Source organism: Coleofasciculaceae cyanobacterium (genome assembly GCA_036703275.1).
Classification (GTDB): domain Bacteria; phylum Cyanobacteriota; class Cyanobacteriia; order Cyanobacteriales; family Xenococcaceae; genus Waterburya.
Genome location: DATNPK010000060.1, coordinates 21,957 through 36,914, shown reverse-complemented (window position 1 = coordinate 36,914; position 14,958 = coordinate 21,957). Strand labels below are relative to the sequence as shown.

Genomic DNA, 14,958 nt, shown 5'->3' with positions numbered 1-14,958 from the left:
AAGTATGCTTTAAGAAGAGACTGAGCTGGATAAAAAAGATACTTTTTGCTGGATAGCTTTATTTAGCCAGCGGTTAAATAGTTCGTCCAACATTCTTTGTCGCATCGAATCGTCAAGTTTTGCCGAAAGATAATTTTCCAGTCTGACAATTACAATCCATTCTCCGACACGGGTTGGAGGAACTAACTGACCAGGCTGGCAGGTAGCAAGTATTCGGGCAATCTTAGGATGGGGAGCATTAATTTCTACCGGTCCGATTAAACCGCCTGTTTGAGCCTCTGACCCTTGAGAATATTCCATTGCCAACGCGCTGAAGGTATTCTCATCATCTTTAATGCGGAAATATAGCTCTTGAGCTACCTCTGGTTTTTCTACTCGAATCAAAGAATAAACCACACGGTCTAATTGAGATTTTCGCTTAATAAAATGAGCATCTACCTGATCGCTCCAAGTTTCCTGCTTGTATCTGTCTATTCTTAGTCTTTTGGTAATTAAGTTTTGCAGCTGCTCACGGTTCATTCCCTGCTGGTTTAACCAGGTTTGAACCTCCTCTTCTGAGGTGAGCTGATTTTGCTGGCAAAACTGATTATAAGTTAGATTATTTTCTTCTTCGCTACACTTAATTTCTGCAATTGCTTTATCAATTAAAATTTCTTGAGCCAGTTTCGGTAACAGTTGGTACTGAGTCAACAGAGGAACTAAATCTTCTGCCGTATAAACTTGGTTATCTACTTCTAAAACTACACTCATATTGTTTGAGTTATGGGGACGATAGGCTAATCAATACAAATAATTACAATTAATTTTATAGTTGTAACATTAAGGTTAAAATTTTTTTTGAATAATCTTAAAGCTTTATCTTCCGAATCCAGCTTGGTTTAAGCTTTTTTCTCGAATTTGCTCTTTTAACTTAACCTACTTTGCCTAGAATGACACATCATTGAGAGTTTTTGATCGGCTTCAAGATCGAACAATATTTAACAATATTTATTGTTGTTTAGCAACCAATAAAACTACTGCGTAGGCACAAATCCCTTCTTCTCTACCAATGGGACCAAGTTTTTCATTGGTAGTCGCCTTAATGCTGATTTGCTCGATCGCGATCGCTAATGTTTCGGCTAAGCTGGAACGCATCTGTTTAAGATGTGGCTTTAGTTTGGGTTGTTCGGCAACTATAGTCGAGTCTATATTGCCAATTTCCCATCCTTGAGAGTGAATAATTTTCAAGACTTGTTGCAACAACAGTAGGCTGTCTGCTCCTTTCCATTTGGGATCGCTAGGGGGAAAATAATGTCCAATATCTCCCAGACCCAAAGCTCCTAATAAAGCATCCATAATCGAGTGCGTTAAAACGTCGGCATCGCTGTGTCCTAATAATCCTAAGGTATGAGGAATTTTAACTCCTCCCAAAATTAAAGATCTGCCTTCTACTAATTGATGAATATCGTAGCCATTGCCAATACGAATGTTCATTGTTTGAATGAATTATCCTAGATTAATTGTGTATTTATTTTGAGTGTTGGAGTATTAAAAATATGCTAAATCGTCTTCGCGTTATTTCTCAACAAACAATTTTGACCAGCCTTGTTACTGCGTGTGTTTCAACAATATGTACCTCCCCTGCCTCAAGTCAAATCTTACCTGAGGTTTGGGGAACAGTTGGCTCTGTAGATGATCTAATTAGCTATGGTGCTGGAGTAAAATTTGCTGGGACAGGAATAGAAATTGGTACAGGAGAAGAAGGTGCTACGGGTGGAGATTTTCTAACATTTATTAGCCTACCTATTGTCTCACCCTATTTAGGCATTGGTTACTATAGTGGCGATGAGAATATCGCCTACTCAGGAGGGATTCATCTTAATGTTGGTAGCCGTCTAGTTGTAGGTGGCGGATATCATTCTGTAAGAGGCCCCAATGGTCAATTGGGCTTTAGGTTTTAATTAAATTTAGTTCGATTGTTAAGCAAGTAGTGGGTATCTCTCACTGCTTACTTAATATCAATAAAATGTTTTCAGACAAAAAACATTTTTTAAATCTTTATTTTGTAATTAAATTTATTGCCAAATATATTTACATATATGTAAATATTTAGTTATTATTTGGTTATTATTTTTAAATAGACAAGATTATTACTATTACTTATTACTCTTTGGTTCAAGTTGGCATTTTCGACTATACTTGCAAGCTTTACTCTGGCTCAATTGCTCCAGTTGCTCTGTTGCATTTTACTTAGTTTAAATTGCTATTAATTTAAGATTAATCAAAAAATACTTTAAGACAATGCTGCCTTAAAATTCTGGAGCAAATTACTAATTGTTCTTTAATAAAAATGAGCCTGAAAAAATTTTTGAATCGATTTATATGGCTTTCCATTATGCCTAAGTTTGAGTACAGTCGCTAAATAAAATAAATTGACTTGACAACTAAATAAGTGGCACCTTAAAAATTTGGTTACGTCATCTTTTCTGATACCTTGATCTTAGTCAGGCTGGAAATAATTTTTGGCTGAACCGAAAAAATGTTTGGCGACATTCACTCGGTAACGTTAGTATTGCACCTTCAGTCAAACTTATCTTGCCAAAGTTAAATCAATTATCTTTTTGTAGTAATCAATCTTTAAATACAATAATTATGTTTCGTAATAAACCTCGCCTAAAAACTTTATTGACTGTTGTTGCTCTGGCTACCTGCACCATAGCTGGAGCTCATACCATTGCTGTTGCCCAGGGAACTCCAGGCTTAGTTATCTTTGGCGATAGAGACGTTGATGTCTTGAATTATTATCTCGATTTTGGCGGAGTAGCTGAAAATCGCGATCGCTATCGTCTGAGAATTCCCAAAAAGAAATTAGCTAACGGTGTAACTCAGTTTGTGATTTCTTATCCAGACTATTTTGACGGCAAATTTGATACTGACAAAATTGAAGTTAGATTAAACAATAAAAAAGACCAATCATTACCGTTGAAAAATGTAGTGTGGGATCAAAAAAATCGCTTTGTCCAAATAGAACTTGCCGAACCTCTTAGAGAACCCAAAAAGGTTGAGCTAGTTTTTTCCAACGTTAAAAATCCAGATGTCGGAACCTATTATTTTTATGCCCAGGTAGTTCCAGCAATCAATGCGCCAGTTCCCCAACGAGTAGGTGCTTGGGTTTTAAGTATTAATCCATAATATAATTTTTAATAATTATAGTAGAATTATGGATTGTGGCTTTTTGCCTCGCAGGTTCAATTAAGTTTAGAGAGGAAATAACCAGTGACTCAACGTACTTTAGGCGGAACTAGCCGTAAACAAAAAAGAAAGTCTGGCTTCCGCACCCGTATGCGTACCAGCAACGGCACAAGAGTGATTCAATCACGTCGTAAAAAAGGTCGTCATCGTTTATCAGTTTAGTTTGATTGTTTAATGTGGGATTGCCAAAGACCCATAGATTAAGAAACAGAAAACACTACAGGGCTGTCTACGAACAGGGTATCCGTCGTTACAGTCCTCACTTAACCTTGATTGCTCTTTCGACCCAGAGCAAAACAGACGCTATTTATTCACCAGAAACGAAGATTGGCATCTCAATTAGCAAGAAAGTTAGCAAAAAAGCTGTAGTTCGTAATCGAATCAAAAGACAAATCAAAAGCGTATTTAGAACCAACCTGCATTTGATTAGACCAGGTTGGAAAATAGTGATTGTGGTCAAACCAAAAGCAATAGAATGCAAATATGAACATTTTTTGCGAGAATTAGAAGAGTTATTAAAACAAACAAAAATAATCAATGGGTATTAAAGAAGAGGTCTATTACGAAGGCGGTCCCCATGTAGGGGATTTGATTTTTAATATATTATTAGCGTTTACAGTAATCTGCATTCCATTAACAGTCGCTGCAATCGTTCGAGCTTTATGGCTGCGCTATCGTATTACAGACAGGCGTATTTGCGTAATCGGTGGCTGGAGAGGTACACAAAGAACAGATATTATTTATTCGGAAGTAATTAAAATAGTTAAAGTTCCTCGAGGAGTTGGTTTATGGGGGGATTTAGTGATAACCCTAAGAGACAAGAGTCGTTTAGAAATGCGCGCGGTTCCTCAATTTAGAGAAATCTATGACTATATCTCAGAAAAGGCAGCAGCTAAGACAGGTAGACCCTTAGAAGCAATTCAAGTTAACTAGTTGCACAAATAGCAAATTTAGTAAATTACAGTTTAGATCGGTTTTCCTCATGGGCGATCGATTAAACTGAGTTGAAAATTAAAATTATTCTATAAAAAGGCTGGACAGATTAGAAAATGGATTTTGGTATCGGCTTCCTTTCAAACAACATCATGCTCCCCATCCTGGATTTTTTCTATGGACTTGTGCCGAGTTATGGTTTTGCGATTATCGCCCTAACGATTGTAATTCGTTTGGCGGTTGTTCCTCTCAGTGCAGGACAGATACGCAATATGCGTAAAATGAAGATTGTTCAACCCTTGATGAAGGAGCGACAAGAGCAGATTAAGCAAAAATATAAAAACGACCCAGAAAAACAGCGTGAAGAGCAAGCTAAGGTAATGCAAGAGTTTGGTAATCCTCTTGCCGGGTGTTTACCGCTAGTGTTGCAAATGCCAATTTTGTTTGCTTTATTTGCTACCTTGAGAGGATCGCCATTTACTAATACTCCTTATGATATCAATGTTCAAATATTACCTAAAGAACAAATAGAACGTGTTGCTCCTGAACCTTTTGCTACTAAGCCAAAAAATATTTATATTGAAGATGGAGTGCATCAAAAGATTGCAGCGATGTTGCCTGGTGGCAGCAAGCTAGCAGTGGGAGAAACTACTCAAGTAGAGCTGCAAACCCCCGACGGCAAATCTTTAAACAATTTGCTGAAAGAATATCCTAATAGCAATATTGAACCTACTCTAGTTGTTACCAAAGGCTCTGAGAGAATAAAAATTAACGAAGATGGTACAATCACCGCCTTGGAACCAGGGGATGCTACAGTTCAGGTTGCAGTTCCTGGCATTGCTGCTAATACAGGATTTCTGTTTATTGAGAAACTGGGTCGAGTTGGCGTTACCGACGAGAATGGCAACATCAACTTTGATATTTTAGCAATGGTCTTGATGTTCGGCGTAGGTATCTATGTCAACCAGCAAATGAGTGGCGCGCAAAACGCTAGTGCTGGTGCAGAACAGCAACAGGCAATTAATAAAATTACTCCTTTGTTGTTTAGCGGGATGTTTTTATTTTTCCCCCTACCTGCTGGGGTACTAATGTATATTGTGGTGGCTAACTTTTTCCAAACTGGTCAGACATGGTTTTTGATGCGAGAGCCTTTACCAGACAACTTACAGAAAATTCTTGAAGAACAGGAAAAAGCTGAAGCTGCAACCAATAGAGAGGCTTTACCGTTTGAGCGCAAGCGTTCTAAGAAGAAAGAAAAAACTTCAGGTTAACAAGTATAAACTGTATAAACTATCGTGGAAAGTCAATTAGGTTCAGGAAAAAAGTGGTTAGAGCAGCTACTAGATCTAATGGGTCTGGCTGCTGAAGTCAACACGGAAGGGTTTGAGAAGGTAACAACTGACTCCGAATCCAATTGGTTAAATATTGACGCCAGCAATTTTACTTTAGAACAGAAAGAGCAGCTGATTGGTAATAAAGGCGAGAGCATTGATGCAATTCAATATCTTGCTAATACAGTACTTAACTTAGGTAGCGATCAAGAAGCGCAAAGTTCTTTTGTAGTCGAACTGGATGGGTATAGAGTTAAACGTAACCAAGAGTTGGCTACTTTGACTCAAAAAGCGATAGATAAAGTTAAGGAAACAGGTCAAGAGATAGAAATACCAGGCTTGTCTTCAGCAGAACGGAAACAGATACATTCTTTACTCCAAGATGCTGAGGGCTTGGAAAGTGAAAGTCGCGGTCAAGAACCAGAGAGAAGGTTAGTGGTGCGACCCCAATAGTTATAGCTTCGGACGCACCAACACGTCACGGAGTACAGCGTCAAAATCAGGAAACCCATGGAAGCAATATATATTCCCCATCTGCTCAAAGCATCAAAACGGCAAGCAGAAATTATTGTTGATGATACTATTACTGGTTTAGATACCTTAGTTCCCGTAAAAGGAGCAATAATAGTGCGTCATGGAGGCAATTTTTTGGAGGTAACCTCTCAAGCAGAAACAATTACTACTTTGGTTTGCGATCGCTGTTTGCAGCATTATAATCATCGGCTGGCGATCGATACTTCAGAATTGATTTGGCTCGAATCTGAGCTTCAAAACATCGAAGACATCCCCATAGAAAGGGAAGTTTCGATAGAAGACTTGTCTGAAACCCTTCCTCCTGATGGTCACTTCGATCCCGAAGCCTGGCTTTTTGAACAGCTATCATTGGCTTTACCCTTGAGAAAAGTCTGTGGTAAAAACTGTCCAGGAGCTAATATTAAGGCCACTGTGGAAGATAATTATGTTGATAGTCGTTGGTCTTCTTTGGCAGCCCTCAAAGAGCAGTTAAACAGTAGCCAAGATTAACTTGTGACATTAACTTAGCAAAAGTTATTTTGCCGAGTATTTTTTTTAACTAAATTTCCAGCCAGATTATCGAGCAAAAAAAAATAGTCAAAATAATCAGCACGAGTCATAATGACTTCTGCTGATTATTTTGATAGTCAGTAACAGAATGATAAACGATAAATGTTTAATGTTTAATGGTGCGATCGCTATAATAAATTGACTTACAACTATTAATAAAAAAACAAGCATCTGGTAATGTAGATGCTTGCTAAATAGACTGTTAAAACTATACTTATAAATATTATTCCCACTTTTATCAATTTAAAGTAGGTAATATATCAATTGATTAGTATCTATATTTTTTCCTGAATAAAATTAACTATAGTAAGCTCATATTTGATGCGCTAAATTCAGGCTGCTTGGGGTTCAAGCATTGCGCCTAATTGCTCAATTCCTTTGTGCAAATGTCTGGTGACAGTCATCGGACTAATGCCAATATGTTTTGCAGCTTCTTTGCGGGGTAAATCCCAAAGAAACACGCATTCAATTGCGGCTTTAGTTTTGTCTTCTAACTGATTCATTGCTTTTTGTAGTTGCAGTTTATCATCTTCTAATTTACGCTGCTTTTGATAGTTAGGATCGGCGATTGTATCACCAAATGTAATTGAAGAATCCAGCGAATTATTGACTGCTGCATCCAAGCTAATTGGTAAGCGATTTTGTAATGCTAGTTGGCACTCACTCCATTCCTCTAAAGGAATACCTAAACCCGCAGCTAGTTCGGTATCTTGGGGCAAACGTCCTAGTTTCTCAATCAAATCTTTGCGTAGTTTTTTGCCTTTAGTATAAAGTTCCTGCCATCTACGAGGAATCCGCATCATGCTACCTTTATCTCTCAAGTAATGTAGCATTTCTCCCCGAATATAAGGAATTGCAAAAGAACTAAATGCCGAACCCTGTTGTGGATCGAAACGTTCAATTGCTCTAATCAAACCTAAATAGCCAATTTGTTCTAAATCTTCATAAGGTTCTGCACATTTACGACAGATTTGATGAGCTACTTTTCTAACTAAACCTGCGTTTAACTCAACTAATTTATTACGCAATTTTAATGAAGGGTTGCGATGGTAATTTTGTAAAAAATCCAGGCAACGATAACTAAGAGTTTGAGTAGCCATAAAAATAAAGTTTTTTCGAGATCAACAATCTATTTATGTGAATCTAAATCTCATTTTCTGATGAGAAAAAAAACTACACCATAGTTGTTTTACGGAAAAACTCAATTAAACTTTATTATTTATCCGAGCAAATACGCATTGTAAATTCAATTTTTTTTGAACAAATTAAGTTAATAAACTATTTATTTTAAACGAAATAAATACATTAATTATTAAGTAAAATAGCCTGTGTTTCTCGAATCCATTAATAATATGATTTAATGCTTGTCTTCGTGGAATTGCTTATTATACTTATAGTAATTATATTAAAGTTAAAACTATCTATATTAGACGTAAATTCAAATAAAAACAGGAATAGCAAATACTATCCCTGCAAAATTAAGAATACCTAGTTCGACTCGAGCTATAGTTTATTTAACTCTTCAGCCAGAATCTTTATAGTTAAGCAGATTTGCTCGACCGTATGATTGCAGGTAATAAAAAATCGTAATCGCGCAGCATTTTGAGGTACAGAAGGATAAATCATAAATGGAACATTGATTCCCCTCTTAAATAAATTTTGAGATAGTTGAATCGATTTAAGAGAATCCCCCACGATAATCGGAATCACTGGCGAATCTTGGCTTATTCCTGTATCCAAACCCTGTTCTTTAGCTAATTTTAAAAACAGTTTGGCTCTCGCTTGAAGAATAGTAGCTCTTTCTGGCTCTGCTTGAAGAACGCGAAGCGCAGCTAATGATGCTGCTGTATTTGGCGGAGACATGCCAACGCTAAATACAAAACCAGGGGCGGTATATTTTAAATATTCAACTAAAGCTGAAGATCCAGCAATATAGCCTCCACAGCTAGCAAAAGATTTGCTGAGAGTACCCATCCAAAGATCGACATCATTGGGATTAATATCATAGTATTCACTAATACCTCGACCAGTTTTGCCAATCGTGCCGATAGAATGAGCTTCATCCACCATTAAAAAGGTTTTATACTTTTGTTTAAGCTTAATAACAGGGGGTAAATTTGCTACATCACCATCAGTGCTATAAACTCCTTCGATCGCAATTAAAACTCGCTGATAGCGATGACGACGATCGCTCAGAATTTTTTCCAAGGCTTCAAGGTCATTATGAGGAAAAGCGACTAAACTTGCTCCAGAAAGAAAACATCCCTGAAGAATACTGTTATGGCTTAGAGAATCATAAATAACTAAATCATCCTTACCAAACAAATGACCGATTGTGGTCACGTTGGTAGCATGACCACCCACCATAATAATGCTGTCTTCTACACCAATAAAATTGGCAAGTTCTCGTTCTAGTTCTCGATGGAGGGGTTTTTCTCCTGAGATTAAACGACTAGCACAGGCAGAAGTCCCATAAAGCTCGGTGGCATCCTTTGCAGCTTGATTTACTTGAGGGTCGCCACACATCCCAATATAGTTATAAGTAGCAAAATTAATCAATTCACGACCATTGATGGTGGTGCGATCGTTAACTATAGTTTCTTGAGGTACAAAAAACGGATTGCCATTACCAAGATTTTTAACTTGTTCTTGTTGGGCTAATAGTTTTTTATATTCAGGAAATTCGGCAAATTTATAGTTTTCTAAAGGTATTTCTGGGGGATAATCTTGGACAAGATTAATTTGAGATATTTGAGATAAATCCGTAATTATCCCAGGAGAATTAAGTTCTAGATTAGAATTAGCCTGTATCTGAGTTAAATTACCATGGGCTAGATATTGAGCTAGATCTTCAATATTTTGGTAATCCCATAGTAAGGTAGGTGGGAGACGACAACCAAGAAAGTCTTCTAAATCTCCAGACAGGTTAATTGCTTCAGCCGATTCTAAACCATATTCTTCAAAATCTTGTCCAACATCAATTTGATTTGGCTCAATCTCTAATACTTCTGCTAGTTTGTCAATCAACCAGCCCTGTATTGCTTCGGCTTTAGAAGCAGCACTAAGAGCAGTTTTCTGACCATTTCTGTTGACAGGAATGTTTTTACTTTCTTTGCCATTTAAAGTTTCATTGAATAGTGTCATTGTTTACTCCTACACCACTTAATTAAAAATTCACTGAAGAGAATTTAACTCCCACCAGAGAATGAATTTCCTTCGAGTCGTTGATTTTCTGGTCTAGCCGACACCTTCTAGGCCAAAACGATCGCTCTCGATGGTTATTCTGCCATGAACCCCCACCAAAATACTAGAGTATTCAGCAGGGGTTAGTTTAAATTGCTTAGTTGGTAATATTAATATAATGGCGACCTCACCTTTTGTTATCAACATACAGATCTATAAATTAATAGATCGAATTTATAACAAACTAGTGGAGATCGCCAGTAATTGAAAAAAATATCTGGAAAATTTAGCTAGCTATATACTCTCTAACATAGCTTCTACGTCTTCTGAGTAGTGCTAGAGCCTGATGTTCTAACTGACGTACCCGTTCGCGACTCAAGCTCATTCTTTGACCAATCTTAGCCAAAGACAACTCTTTGCCATCATCTAAACCAAAGCGTAAAGAAATAACTTCTTGTTGTTGGGGAGATAAATCCGCCATCAAATTGTATAAATCGTTACGCAATAGCTGCTGAGTTGCATAGTGGTCAGGAGAAAGTCCATCGTCTTCGAGCAATTCTGATAACTCAGTATCCTGATTGTCGCCGACTCGAACGTCTAGAGAAATTGGCTGACGGGCAATACTTAAGTACTCGCGAATTTGTTCAGTTTCTAAACCTAATTCTTGAGCAATTTCAGCTACTTCTGCACTACGTCCTAGCTGTTGAGCCAGTTCACGTTGAGTTTTTTTAATTTTATTGAGCTTTTCAGTAATGTGAATTGGCAAACGAATGGTACGCGCCTGTTGGGCGATCGCTCTGGTGATAGCTTGACGAATCCACCAGTAAGCATAAGTAGAAAACTTATAACCTCTAGTGGGATCGAATTTTTCTACACCCCTCTCTAAACCAAGGCTACCTTCTTGAATGAGATCGAGAAATTCCATATTGCGCTTTTGGTATTTTTTGGCGATCGCCACTACTAAGCGCAAATTTGCCTCGATCATTTTTTTCTTGGCTCTTTGACCTTCTCTAATAATCCTGTTAAGTTCAATTTCACTCATTTGGGCAGTTTTTGCCCACTCCTTCAGGCTGAGTGTAGTCTCTAACTGACTCTCTAACTCTTCTTTTTCCGTCAACAGGATCATCATTTTCTGTACTTGCTTCCCATAGACAATTTCTTGTTCGTGGGTTAACAAGGGTACCCGACCAATTTCATGCAGATAAGTTCTAACCATATCTGCTGAGTAGTTTTTTTTAGGGGTTGTTTTTTCGATGTTGGCTTTAGGCATCTATACAGTTATGACTCCTTATAAACTTCAAAAGTCAGCGATACTTCTTAATTTCTAATTTGAATCCGACTGTGTGTTTAGACGTTTAGTCTGGGACAAAGGTTCAACTAGTTTTTTGGGGATTAAGCTACCCACAATTCAATACCTTCAAGCAATGTTTAATTGCCTAGGATAATATTGCCTCTTACTTATTATGATGAACCAAAAATAATTATGCAAAAACCTATTTAAAAGGTGGATTGCCGAACTTTTAATGTCGTATTCGTCAGCTTTAAGATCTCTGGTTTAGCTGAAGAGAAGCCAACTAAAACCTGAGAAATAGCTAAATTTTTAAATTAACTCGCTACTCGAAATACCTGTGCCAAGATGGTGCTTTGGTGAATGACTTACTTTTGGTAAATGAAATTTCTCTATCGTCTGTTTTGGTTGGGCTACAGAATACAGCAGTGGCTACTAAAGCGTTTTACTCCTGCTGGTTGGGCTATTTTAGTCTGTCTGGTAGCGACTGTAGTTATTGGTTTAGATACGAAGCAAACTATGGCGTATCAAATTTTGACTTTTTTATTAGCGGTTTTAATTATTGCGGTCATATATAGCTTTCATTTCCCCGAGCATTATGAAGTGCAGCGAAGTTTACCGCGATTTGCAACCGTTGGTTCTAAATTATTTTATCGAATTACTATTACTAGTCGCAGCCAAAAAATACAGACGGGCCTACTACTTTTAGAAGCAATTGCTCATCCTAAATTTACCTTAGTTGAGTTTGAGCGAATCATCAAATCTGCTAGCCGGAAAGGCTCGATTAATTCTCTAACCTTTATTTATCTTCATTGGTTAAAAGCGATCTCCCAAAAACAAAAGGCTAAGGTAGGCGCGATCGCCTTACCTAGTTTGAAATCTCAAAGTACAACGGAAATTAAAGCAGAAATTACGCCCACGCATAGAGGTGCGATTCGTCTGACGGGAATTAGTATTTTACGCCCCGATCCGTTTAATTTATTTAATGCTGCTAAAACCATTAATTTACCTCAGTCTTTATTGGTTCTACCCCAACGTTATCAGTTACCCATGATTGACCTACCAGGCTCGAGAATGGCACAATCGGGCAGCGTGAGTCTGGCTTTCTCCGTTGGCGACTCTGAAGAATTTGTGGCTCTACGGGATTATCGTCCAGGAGATCCTCTACGTAAGATTCATTGGAAAAGCTGGGCAAAAACAGGCAAGCCTGTAGTTAGAGAAGAAAAAAACGAGTACTTTGTCCGCCATGCACTTATTTTAGATACTTTTTCAGCTCAGAGTCCAAGTGAAATTCTCGAAGAAGCTGTTTCTGTAGCAGCATCTTTCGCCTGGGACTTTGATACCCAAGAATCATTATTAGATTTAATGTTTGTCGGCTTAGAGTCCTATTGCTTTACTTCAGGAAGAGGTTTGGGCAGCAGCGAACAAATGCTAGAAATTTTGGCGGGGGTTACGGCTTGTCAGGATAAAACTTTTGATTACCTGACGGCTGCGGTAATTGAAAAAACATCAATGTTGAGCGGCTGTATCTGTATTTTGATTGGTTGGGACGAAGAGAGAAGGAAATTAGTTGAACATCTGCAAGGATCTAATATTCCGCTTTTAGTTTTGTTGCTGACTGAAGACGAACAGTTTAGCAATTTAGATGTAGAAAATTTATATATATTACCCATGGGCAAAATACAAACAGCACTAATGAATATTCAATCAAATTATTAGCTAAACATTTGATCCTTAAGTTATTTAAATGAACCTCCCACCATTTTTGCTCGGCATAACCATTTTATTTTGGGGTTGGCAAACAGGTTTTTGGATTGTTGCCATTCCCTTAGCGATCGCTTACGAAGGTTCACGATACATAAACTGGCGCTGGAATCTAACTACGGCTGATTTCCGATCCACTTCTCATATTTGTACAATATTGCTGATCGGGATCTTGATTTATCTATTGGTAAGCGATCGCTCTTTGCAGCTAATCTTTAGTTTCTTTCAGTGGCTACCGATAATTTGCGCGCCTTTGTTAATTGCTCAAGCATATTCCACAAGCGATCGCGTCGATCTTCATGCCCTGTTGTTCTTCCAAGAAAAAGGCGATCGACAACAGCTATTTCCTCTTAACTTAACTTTTCCCTATTTCGCTATTTGTATCTTGGCTGCTAGTGCCGCTAATGTTCGAAACTCGTTTTTTTATGCTGTTGCTGTTAGTTTAATTGGTGCTGTTCTTATTTCCATTAGATCGAAAAGATTTTCTACTATAGTCTTCTTGGGTTTAATACTATTAGCGATCGCTCTAGGGCAGATAGGACATATTGGACTACATCATCTACAAGTATCTTTAGCACAAAACACATCTAGGTTGTTCTACCGTTTTTATCGTCCTCAAACCGATCCCAATCAGGTTAGTACTGCTATTGGCGATCTTGGCTCAGTCAAACAGTCAAATAAGATTGTTTTGCGTCTCAAACCCTCACTCCAGCAACCTGCACCAAGTTTAATTCGACGAGCTACATACAATAAATATTCTTCAGGGTTTTGGGGAGCGACTCAGGCAAAATTTACCCCCATCAAACCAGGACAAGCTGAAAATACCTGGATTCTCAATCAGAAGTCTTCCCAGGAGAAAGAAGTAACTATTAGTGAAAATTTAGCTGATAGTCAAGGTTTAATCAAGCTTCCCGAGGGTAGTTTTCAAATAACTCAACTACCCGCAGCAAAAATTGAGCAAAATCAATATGGTACAGTGCAGGTGATGGCTGAATCGACTTGGTTGTCTTATCGGGTGCAATACGATCCCAAGTTGTCTGTAGATAGTCCTCCTACAGCAGCGGATTTACAAATAATAGACCAAGAGCAGCCTGCGATCGCGACTATCATCAGCGATTTAGAACTAACAGATAAATCACCCCAGGAAGTCTTAAACATTGTTCAGCGGTTTTTTAGCCAGGAGTTTAACTATTCTTTGGAATTAGCACGACGGCGTAGCAATCAAACTCCGTTATCTGCATTCCTTTTGCGCCATCGTTCGGGACACTGTGAATATTTTGCTACTGCTACCACCTTGTTATTGCGAGGTGTAGGTATTCCGACTCGTTACGCCGTTGGTTATTCTGTTCACGAATTAAGCTCTTTAGAGAGACAATATATTGTGCGCGATCGCCATGCTCATGCTTGGACGCAGGTATATCTTGATGGTCAATGGCAGGCTTTTGATACTACTCCCTCTTCCTGGGTGGCGATCGAAGATAATGCGACCTCTAATTGGCAATATCTACAAGACTTGGGATCGCTAATTCAGTTTAAATTTTCCCAAATATTAGCAATAATTGGCAACATGGGCAGACTTAAATATCTGTGGTGGTTTGTCTTCCCCTTAGCGTTTATTTTGGTTCGGCAGTTTACCCGCCAGGGACACAAAAGACAATTAACCGCCTTGCGAATTAAACCAAAAGAATCTGCTGAATTAGCTGTCGGTGAAGACTCAGAGATTTATCTAATCGAACAGGAATTAAATAAATTAGGGCTGATTCGCGATCGCGCTGAAACTTGGCAAGATTGGCTACAACGGCTACAAAATATCTCAGACAATTCAGCTATATTTGATGGGCTAAATAGGATTATTACCATGCATTATCGCTACCGTTTCGATCCTCAAGGTCTTAGCCTTGAAGAAAGGGAAGAATTGCGCTCTGCTTGTCAAGCTTGGCTAGAGCGTTATCCCTCACTCGTTCCCCAGTTTCCGCGGTCAGAAATTACTAAGTAATTGGCGTTGTTGCACTAAACAGCGATCTAAATTAAATCTTTACTTTAATTGTTTAGTTATACTTATATATTGACAAAAAAATTGGAAGTTATAATATCTTAATATTAGGGTTAATGACCGTTTAAATTTTATAGCCAGTCGTAACAGTA

16 protein-coding genes are annotated in these 14,958 nt (G+C 38.1%); 10 read left to right on the top strand and 6 right to left on the bottom strand.

The window, feature by feature from the left end; all coding sequences use genetic code 11:
* Positions 1–9 precede the first annotated feature (9 nt).
* On the bottom strand, positions 10–750 hold the full coding sequence (locus tag V6C71_10580) for a peptidylprolyl isomerase (protein ID HEY9768924.1): 741 nt from the start codon (positions 748–750) through the stop codon (positions 10–12).
* 237 nt (positions 751–987) lie between these two features.
* Positions 988–1,473: a 2-C-methyl-D-erythritol 2,4-cyclodiphosphate synthase gene (ispF, locus tag V6C71_10575; protein ID HEY9768923.1), complete on the bottom strand. Its 486-nt coding sequence runs from the start codon at positions 1,471–1,473 to the stop codon at positions 988–990.
* A gap of 62 nt (positions 1,474–1,535) precedes the next feature.
* On the opposite strand from ispF, the gene V6C71_10570 reads away from it, so the two are divergent.
* From V6C71_10570 to V6C71_10535, 8 genes are all read left to right on the top strand, one after another.
* Positions 1,536–1,940, top strand: a complete 405-nt coding sequence (locus tag V6C71_10570; GenBank protein ID HEY9768922.1) for a hypothetical protein — start codon at positions 1,536–1,538, stop codon at positions 1,938–1,940.
* Between the two features lie 691 nt (positions 1,941–2,631).
* Positions 2,632–3,171, top strand: a complete 540-nt coding sequence (locus tag V6C71_10565; protein HEY9768921.1) for a DUF2808 domain-containing protein — start codon at positions 2,632–2,634, stop codon at positions 3,169–3,171.
* Between the two features lie 84 nt (positions 3,172–3,255).
* Entirely contained in the window at positions 3,256–3,393 is a 138-nt protein-coding gene (rpmH, locus tag V6C71_10560) for a 50S ribosomal protein L34 (GenBank protein ID HEY9768920.1), read from the top strand.
* A gap of 14 nt (positions 3,394–3,407) precedes the next feature.
* Positions 3,408–3,779, top strand: a complete 372-nt coding sequence (rnpA, locus tag V6C71_10555; GenBank protein HEY9768919.1) for a ribonuclease P protein component — start codon at positions 3,408–3,410, stop codon at positions 3,777–3,779.
* Positions 3,769–4,164 (top strand): PH domain-containing protein, encoded by a 396-nt coding sequence (locus tag V6C71_10550; GenBank protein ID HEY9768918.1) that lies wholly within the window; start codon positions 3,769–3,771, stop codon positions 4,162–4,164. Before rnpA ends, V6C71_10550 begins: the two co-directional genes overlap by 11 nt.
* A 116-nt stretch (positions 4,165–4,280) precedes the next feature.
* The gene (gene yidC / locus V6C71_10545; protein HEY9768917.1) at positions 4,281–5,435 is read left to right on the top strand and encodes a membrane protein insertase YidC; all 1,155 of its coding nucleotides are present in this window, start codon (positions 4,281–4,283) and stop codon (positions 5,433–5,435) included.
* Between the two features lie 24 nt (positions 5,436–5,459).
* Entirely contained in the window at positions 5,460–5,948 is a 489-nt protein-coding gene (locus V6C71_10540; GenBank protein ID HEY9768916.1) for a R3H domain-containing nucleic acid-binding protein, read from the top strand.
* 57 nt (positions 5,949–6,005) lie between these two features.
* Entirely contained in the window at positions 6,006–6,518 is a 513-nt protein-coding gene (locus V6C71_10535) for a YceD family protein (GenBank protein ID HEY9768915.1), read from the top strand.
* A 392-nt stretch (positions 6,519–6,910) separates the two neighbouring features.
* On the opposite strand, the gene V6C71_10530 is transcribed toward V6C71_10535, so the two are convergent.
* The 4 genes from V6C71_10530 to V6C71_10515 form a co-directional block, all read right to left on the bottom strand.
* On the bottom strand, positions 6,911–7,678 hold the full coding sequence (locus tag V6C71_10530) for an RNA polymerase sigma factor SigF (GenBank protein ID HEY9768914.1): 768 nt from the start codon (positions 7,676–7,678) through the stop codon (positions 6,911–6,913).
* A 403-nt stretch (positions 7,679–8,081) separates the two neighbouring features.
* Positions 8,082–9,722, bottom strand: coding sequence for an aminotransferase class I/II-fold pyridoxal phosphate-dependent enzyme (locus V6C71_10525; protein HEY9768913.1), 1,641 nt, complete (start codon positions 9,720–9,722; stop codon positions 8,082–8,084).
* Positions 9,723–9,815: 93 nt separating this feature from the next.
* Positions 9,816–9,968: a hypothetical protein gene (locus tag V6C71_10520; GenBank protein HEY9768912.1), complete on the bottom strand. Its 153-nt coding sequence runs from the start codon at positions 9,966–9,968 to the stop codon at positions 9,816–9,818.
* A gap of 79 nt (positions 9,969–10,047) precedes the next feature.
* Positions 10,048–11,031 (bottom strand): RNA polymerase sigma factor, RpoD/SigA family, encoded by a 984-nt coding sequence (locus V6C71_10515; protein ID HEY9768911.1) that lies wholly within the window; start codon positions 11,029–11,031, stop codon positions 10,048–10,050.
* Positions 11,032–11,430: 399 nt separating this feature from the next.
* Here V6C71_10515 and V6C71_10510 point away from each other — a divergent pair, with 399 nt between their 5' ends.
* Together V6C71_10510 and V6C71_10505 are read left to right on the top strand one after the other, a co-directional pair.
* Positions 11,431–12,768, top strand: coding sequence for a DUF58 domain-containing protein (locus V6C71_10510; protein HEY9768910.1), 1,338 nt, complete (start codon positions 11,431–11,433; stop codon positions 12,766–12,768).
* A gap of 28 nt (positions 12,769–12,796) precedes the next feature.
* Complete coding sequence (locus V6C71_10505) at positions 12,797–14,809, top strand: transglutaminase-like domain-containing protein (GenBank protein ID HEY9768909.1); 2,013 nt, start codon at positions 12,797–12,799, stop codon at positions 14,807–14,809.
* Positions 14,810–14,958: the final 149 nt, after the last annotated feature.

Bases quoted from the DNA above. Each gene is read 5' to 3' on its own strand.
- V6C71_10535 (HEY9768915.1), top strand. From the start codon at position 6,006: ATGGAAGCAATATATATTCCCCATCTGCTCAAAGCATCAAAACGGCAA.
- V6C71_10520 (HEY9768912.1), bottom strand. From the start codon at position 9,968: ATGTTGATAACAAAAGGTGAGGTCGCCATTATATTAATATTACCAACT.
- V6C71_10565 (HEY9768921.1), top strand. From the start codon at position 2,632: ATGTTTCGTAATAAACCTCGCCTAAAAACTTTATTGACTGTTGTTGCT.
- V6C71_10570 (HEY9768922.1), top strand. From the start codon at position 1,536: ATGCTAAATCGTCTTCGCGTTATTTCTCAACAAACAATTTTGACCAGC.
- yidC (HEY9768917.1), top strand. From the start codon at position 4,281: ATGGATTTTGGTATCGGCTTCCTTTCAAACAACATCATGCTCCCCATC.
- V6C71_10505 (HEY9768909.1), top strand. From the start codon at position 12,797: ATGAACCTCCCACCATTTTTGCTCGGCATAACCATTTTATTTTGGGGT.
- V6C71_10525 (HEY9768913.1), bottom strand. From the start codon at position 9,722: ATGACACTATTCAATGAAACTTTAAATGGCAAAGAAAGTAAAAACATT.
- ispF (HEY9768923.1), bottom strand. From the start codon at position 1,473: ATGAACATTCGTATTGGCAATGGCTACGATATTCATCAATTAGTAGAA.
- V6C71_10515 (HEY9768911.1), bottom strand. From the start codon at position 11,031: ATGCCTAAAGCCAACATCGAAAAAACAACCCCTAAAAAAAACTACTCA.
- V6C71_10550 (HEY9768918.1), top strand. From the start codon at position 3,769: ATGGGTATTAAAGAAGAGGTCTATTACGAAGGCGGTCCCCATGTAGGG.
- V6C71_10510 (HEY9768910.1), top strand. From the start codon at position 11,431: ATGAAATTTCTCTATCGTCTGTTTTGGTTGGGCTACAGAATACAGCAG.
- V6C71_10580 (HEY9768924.1), bottom strand. From the start codon at position 750: ATGAGTGTAGTTTTAGAAGTAGATAACCAAGTTTATACGGCAGAAGAT.
- V6C71_10530 (HEY9768914.1), bottom strand. From the start codon at position 7,678: ATGGCTACTCAAACTCTTAGTTATCGTTGCCTGGATTTTTTACAAAAT.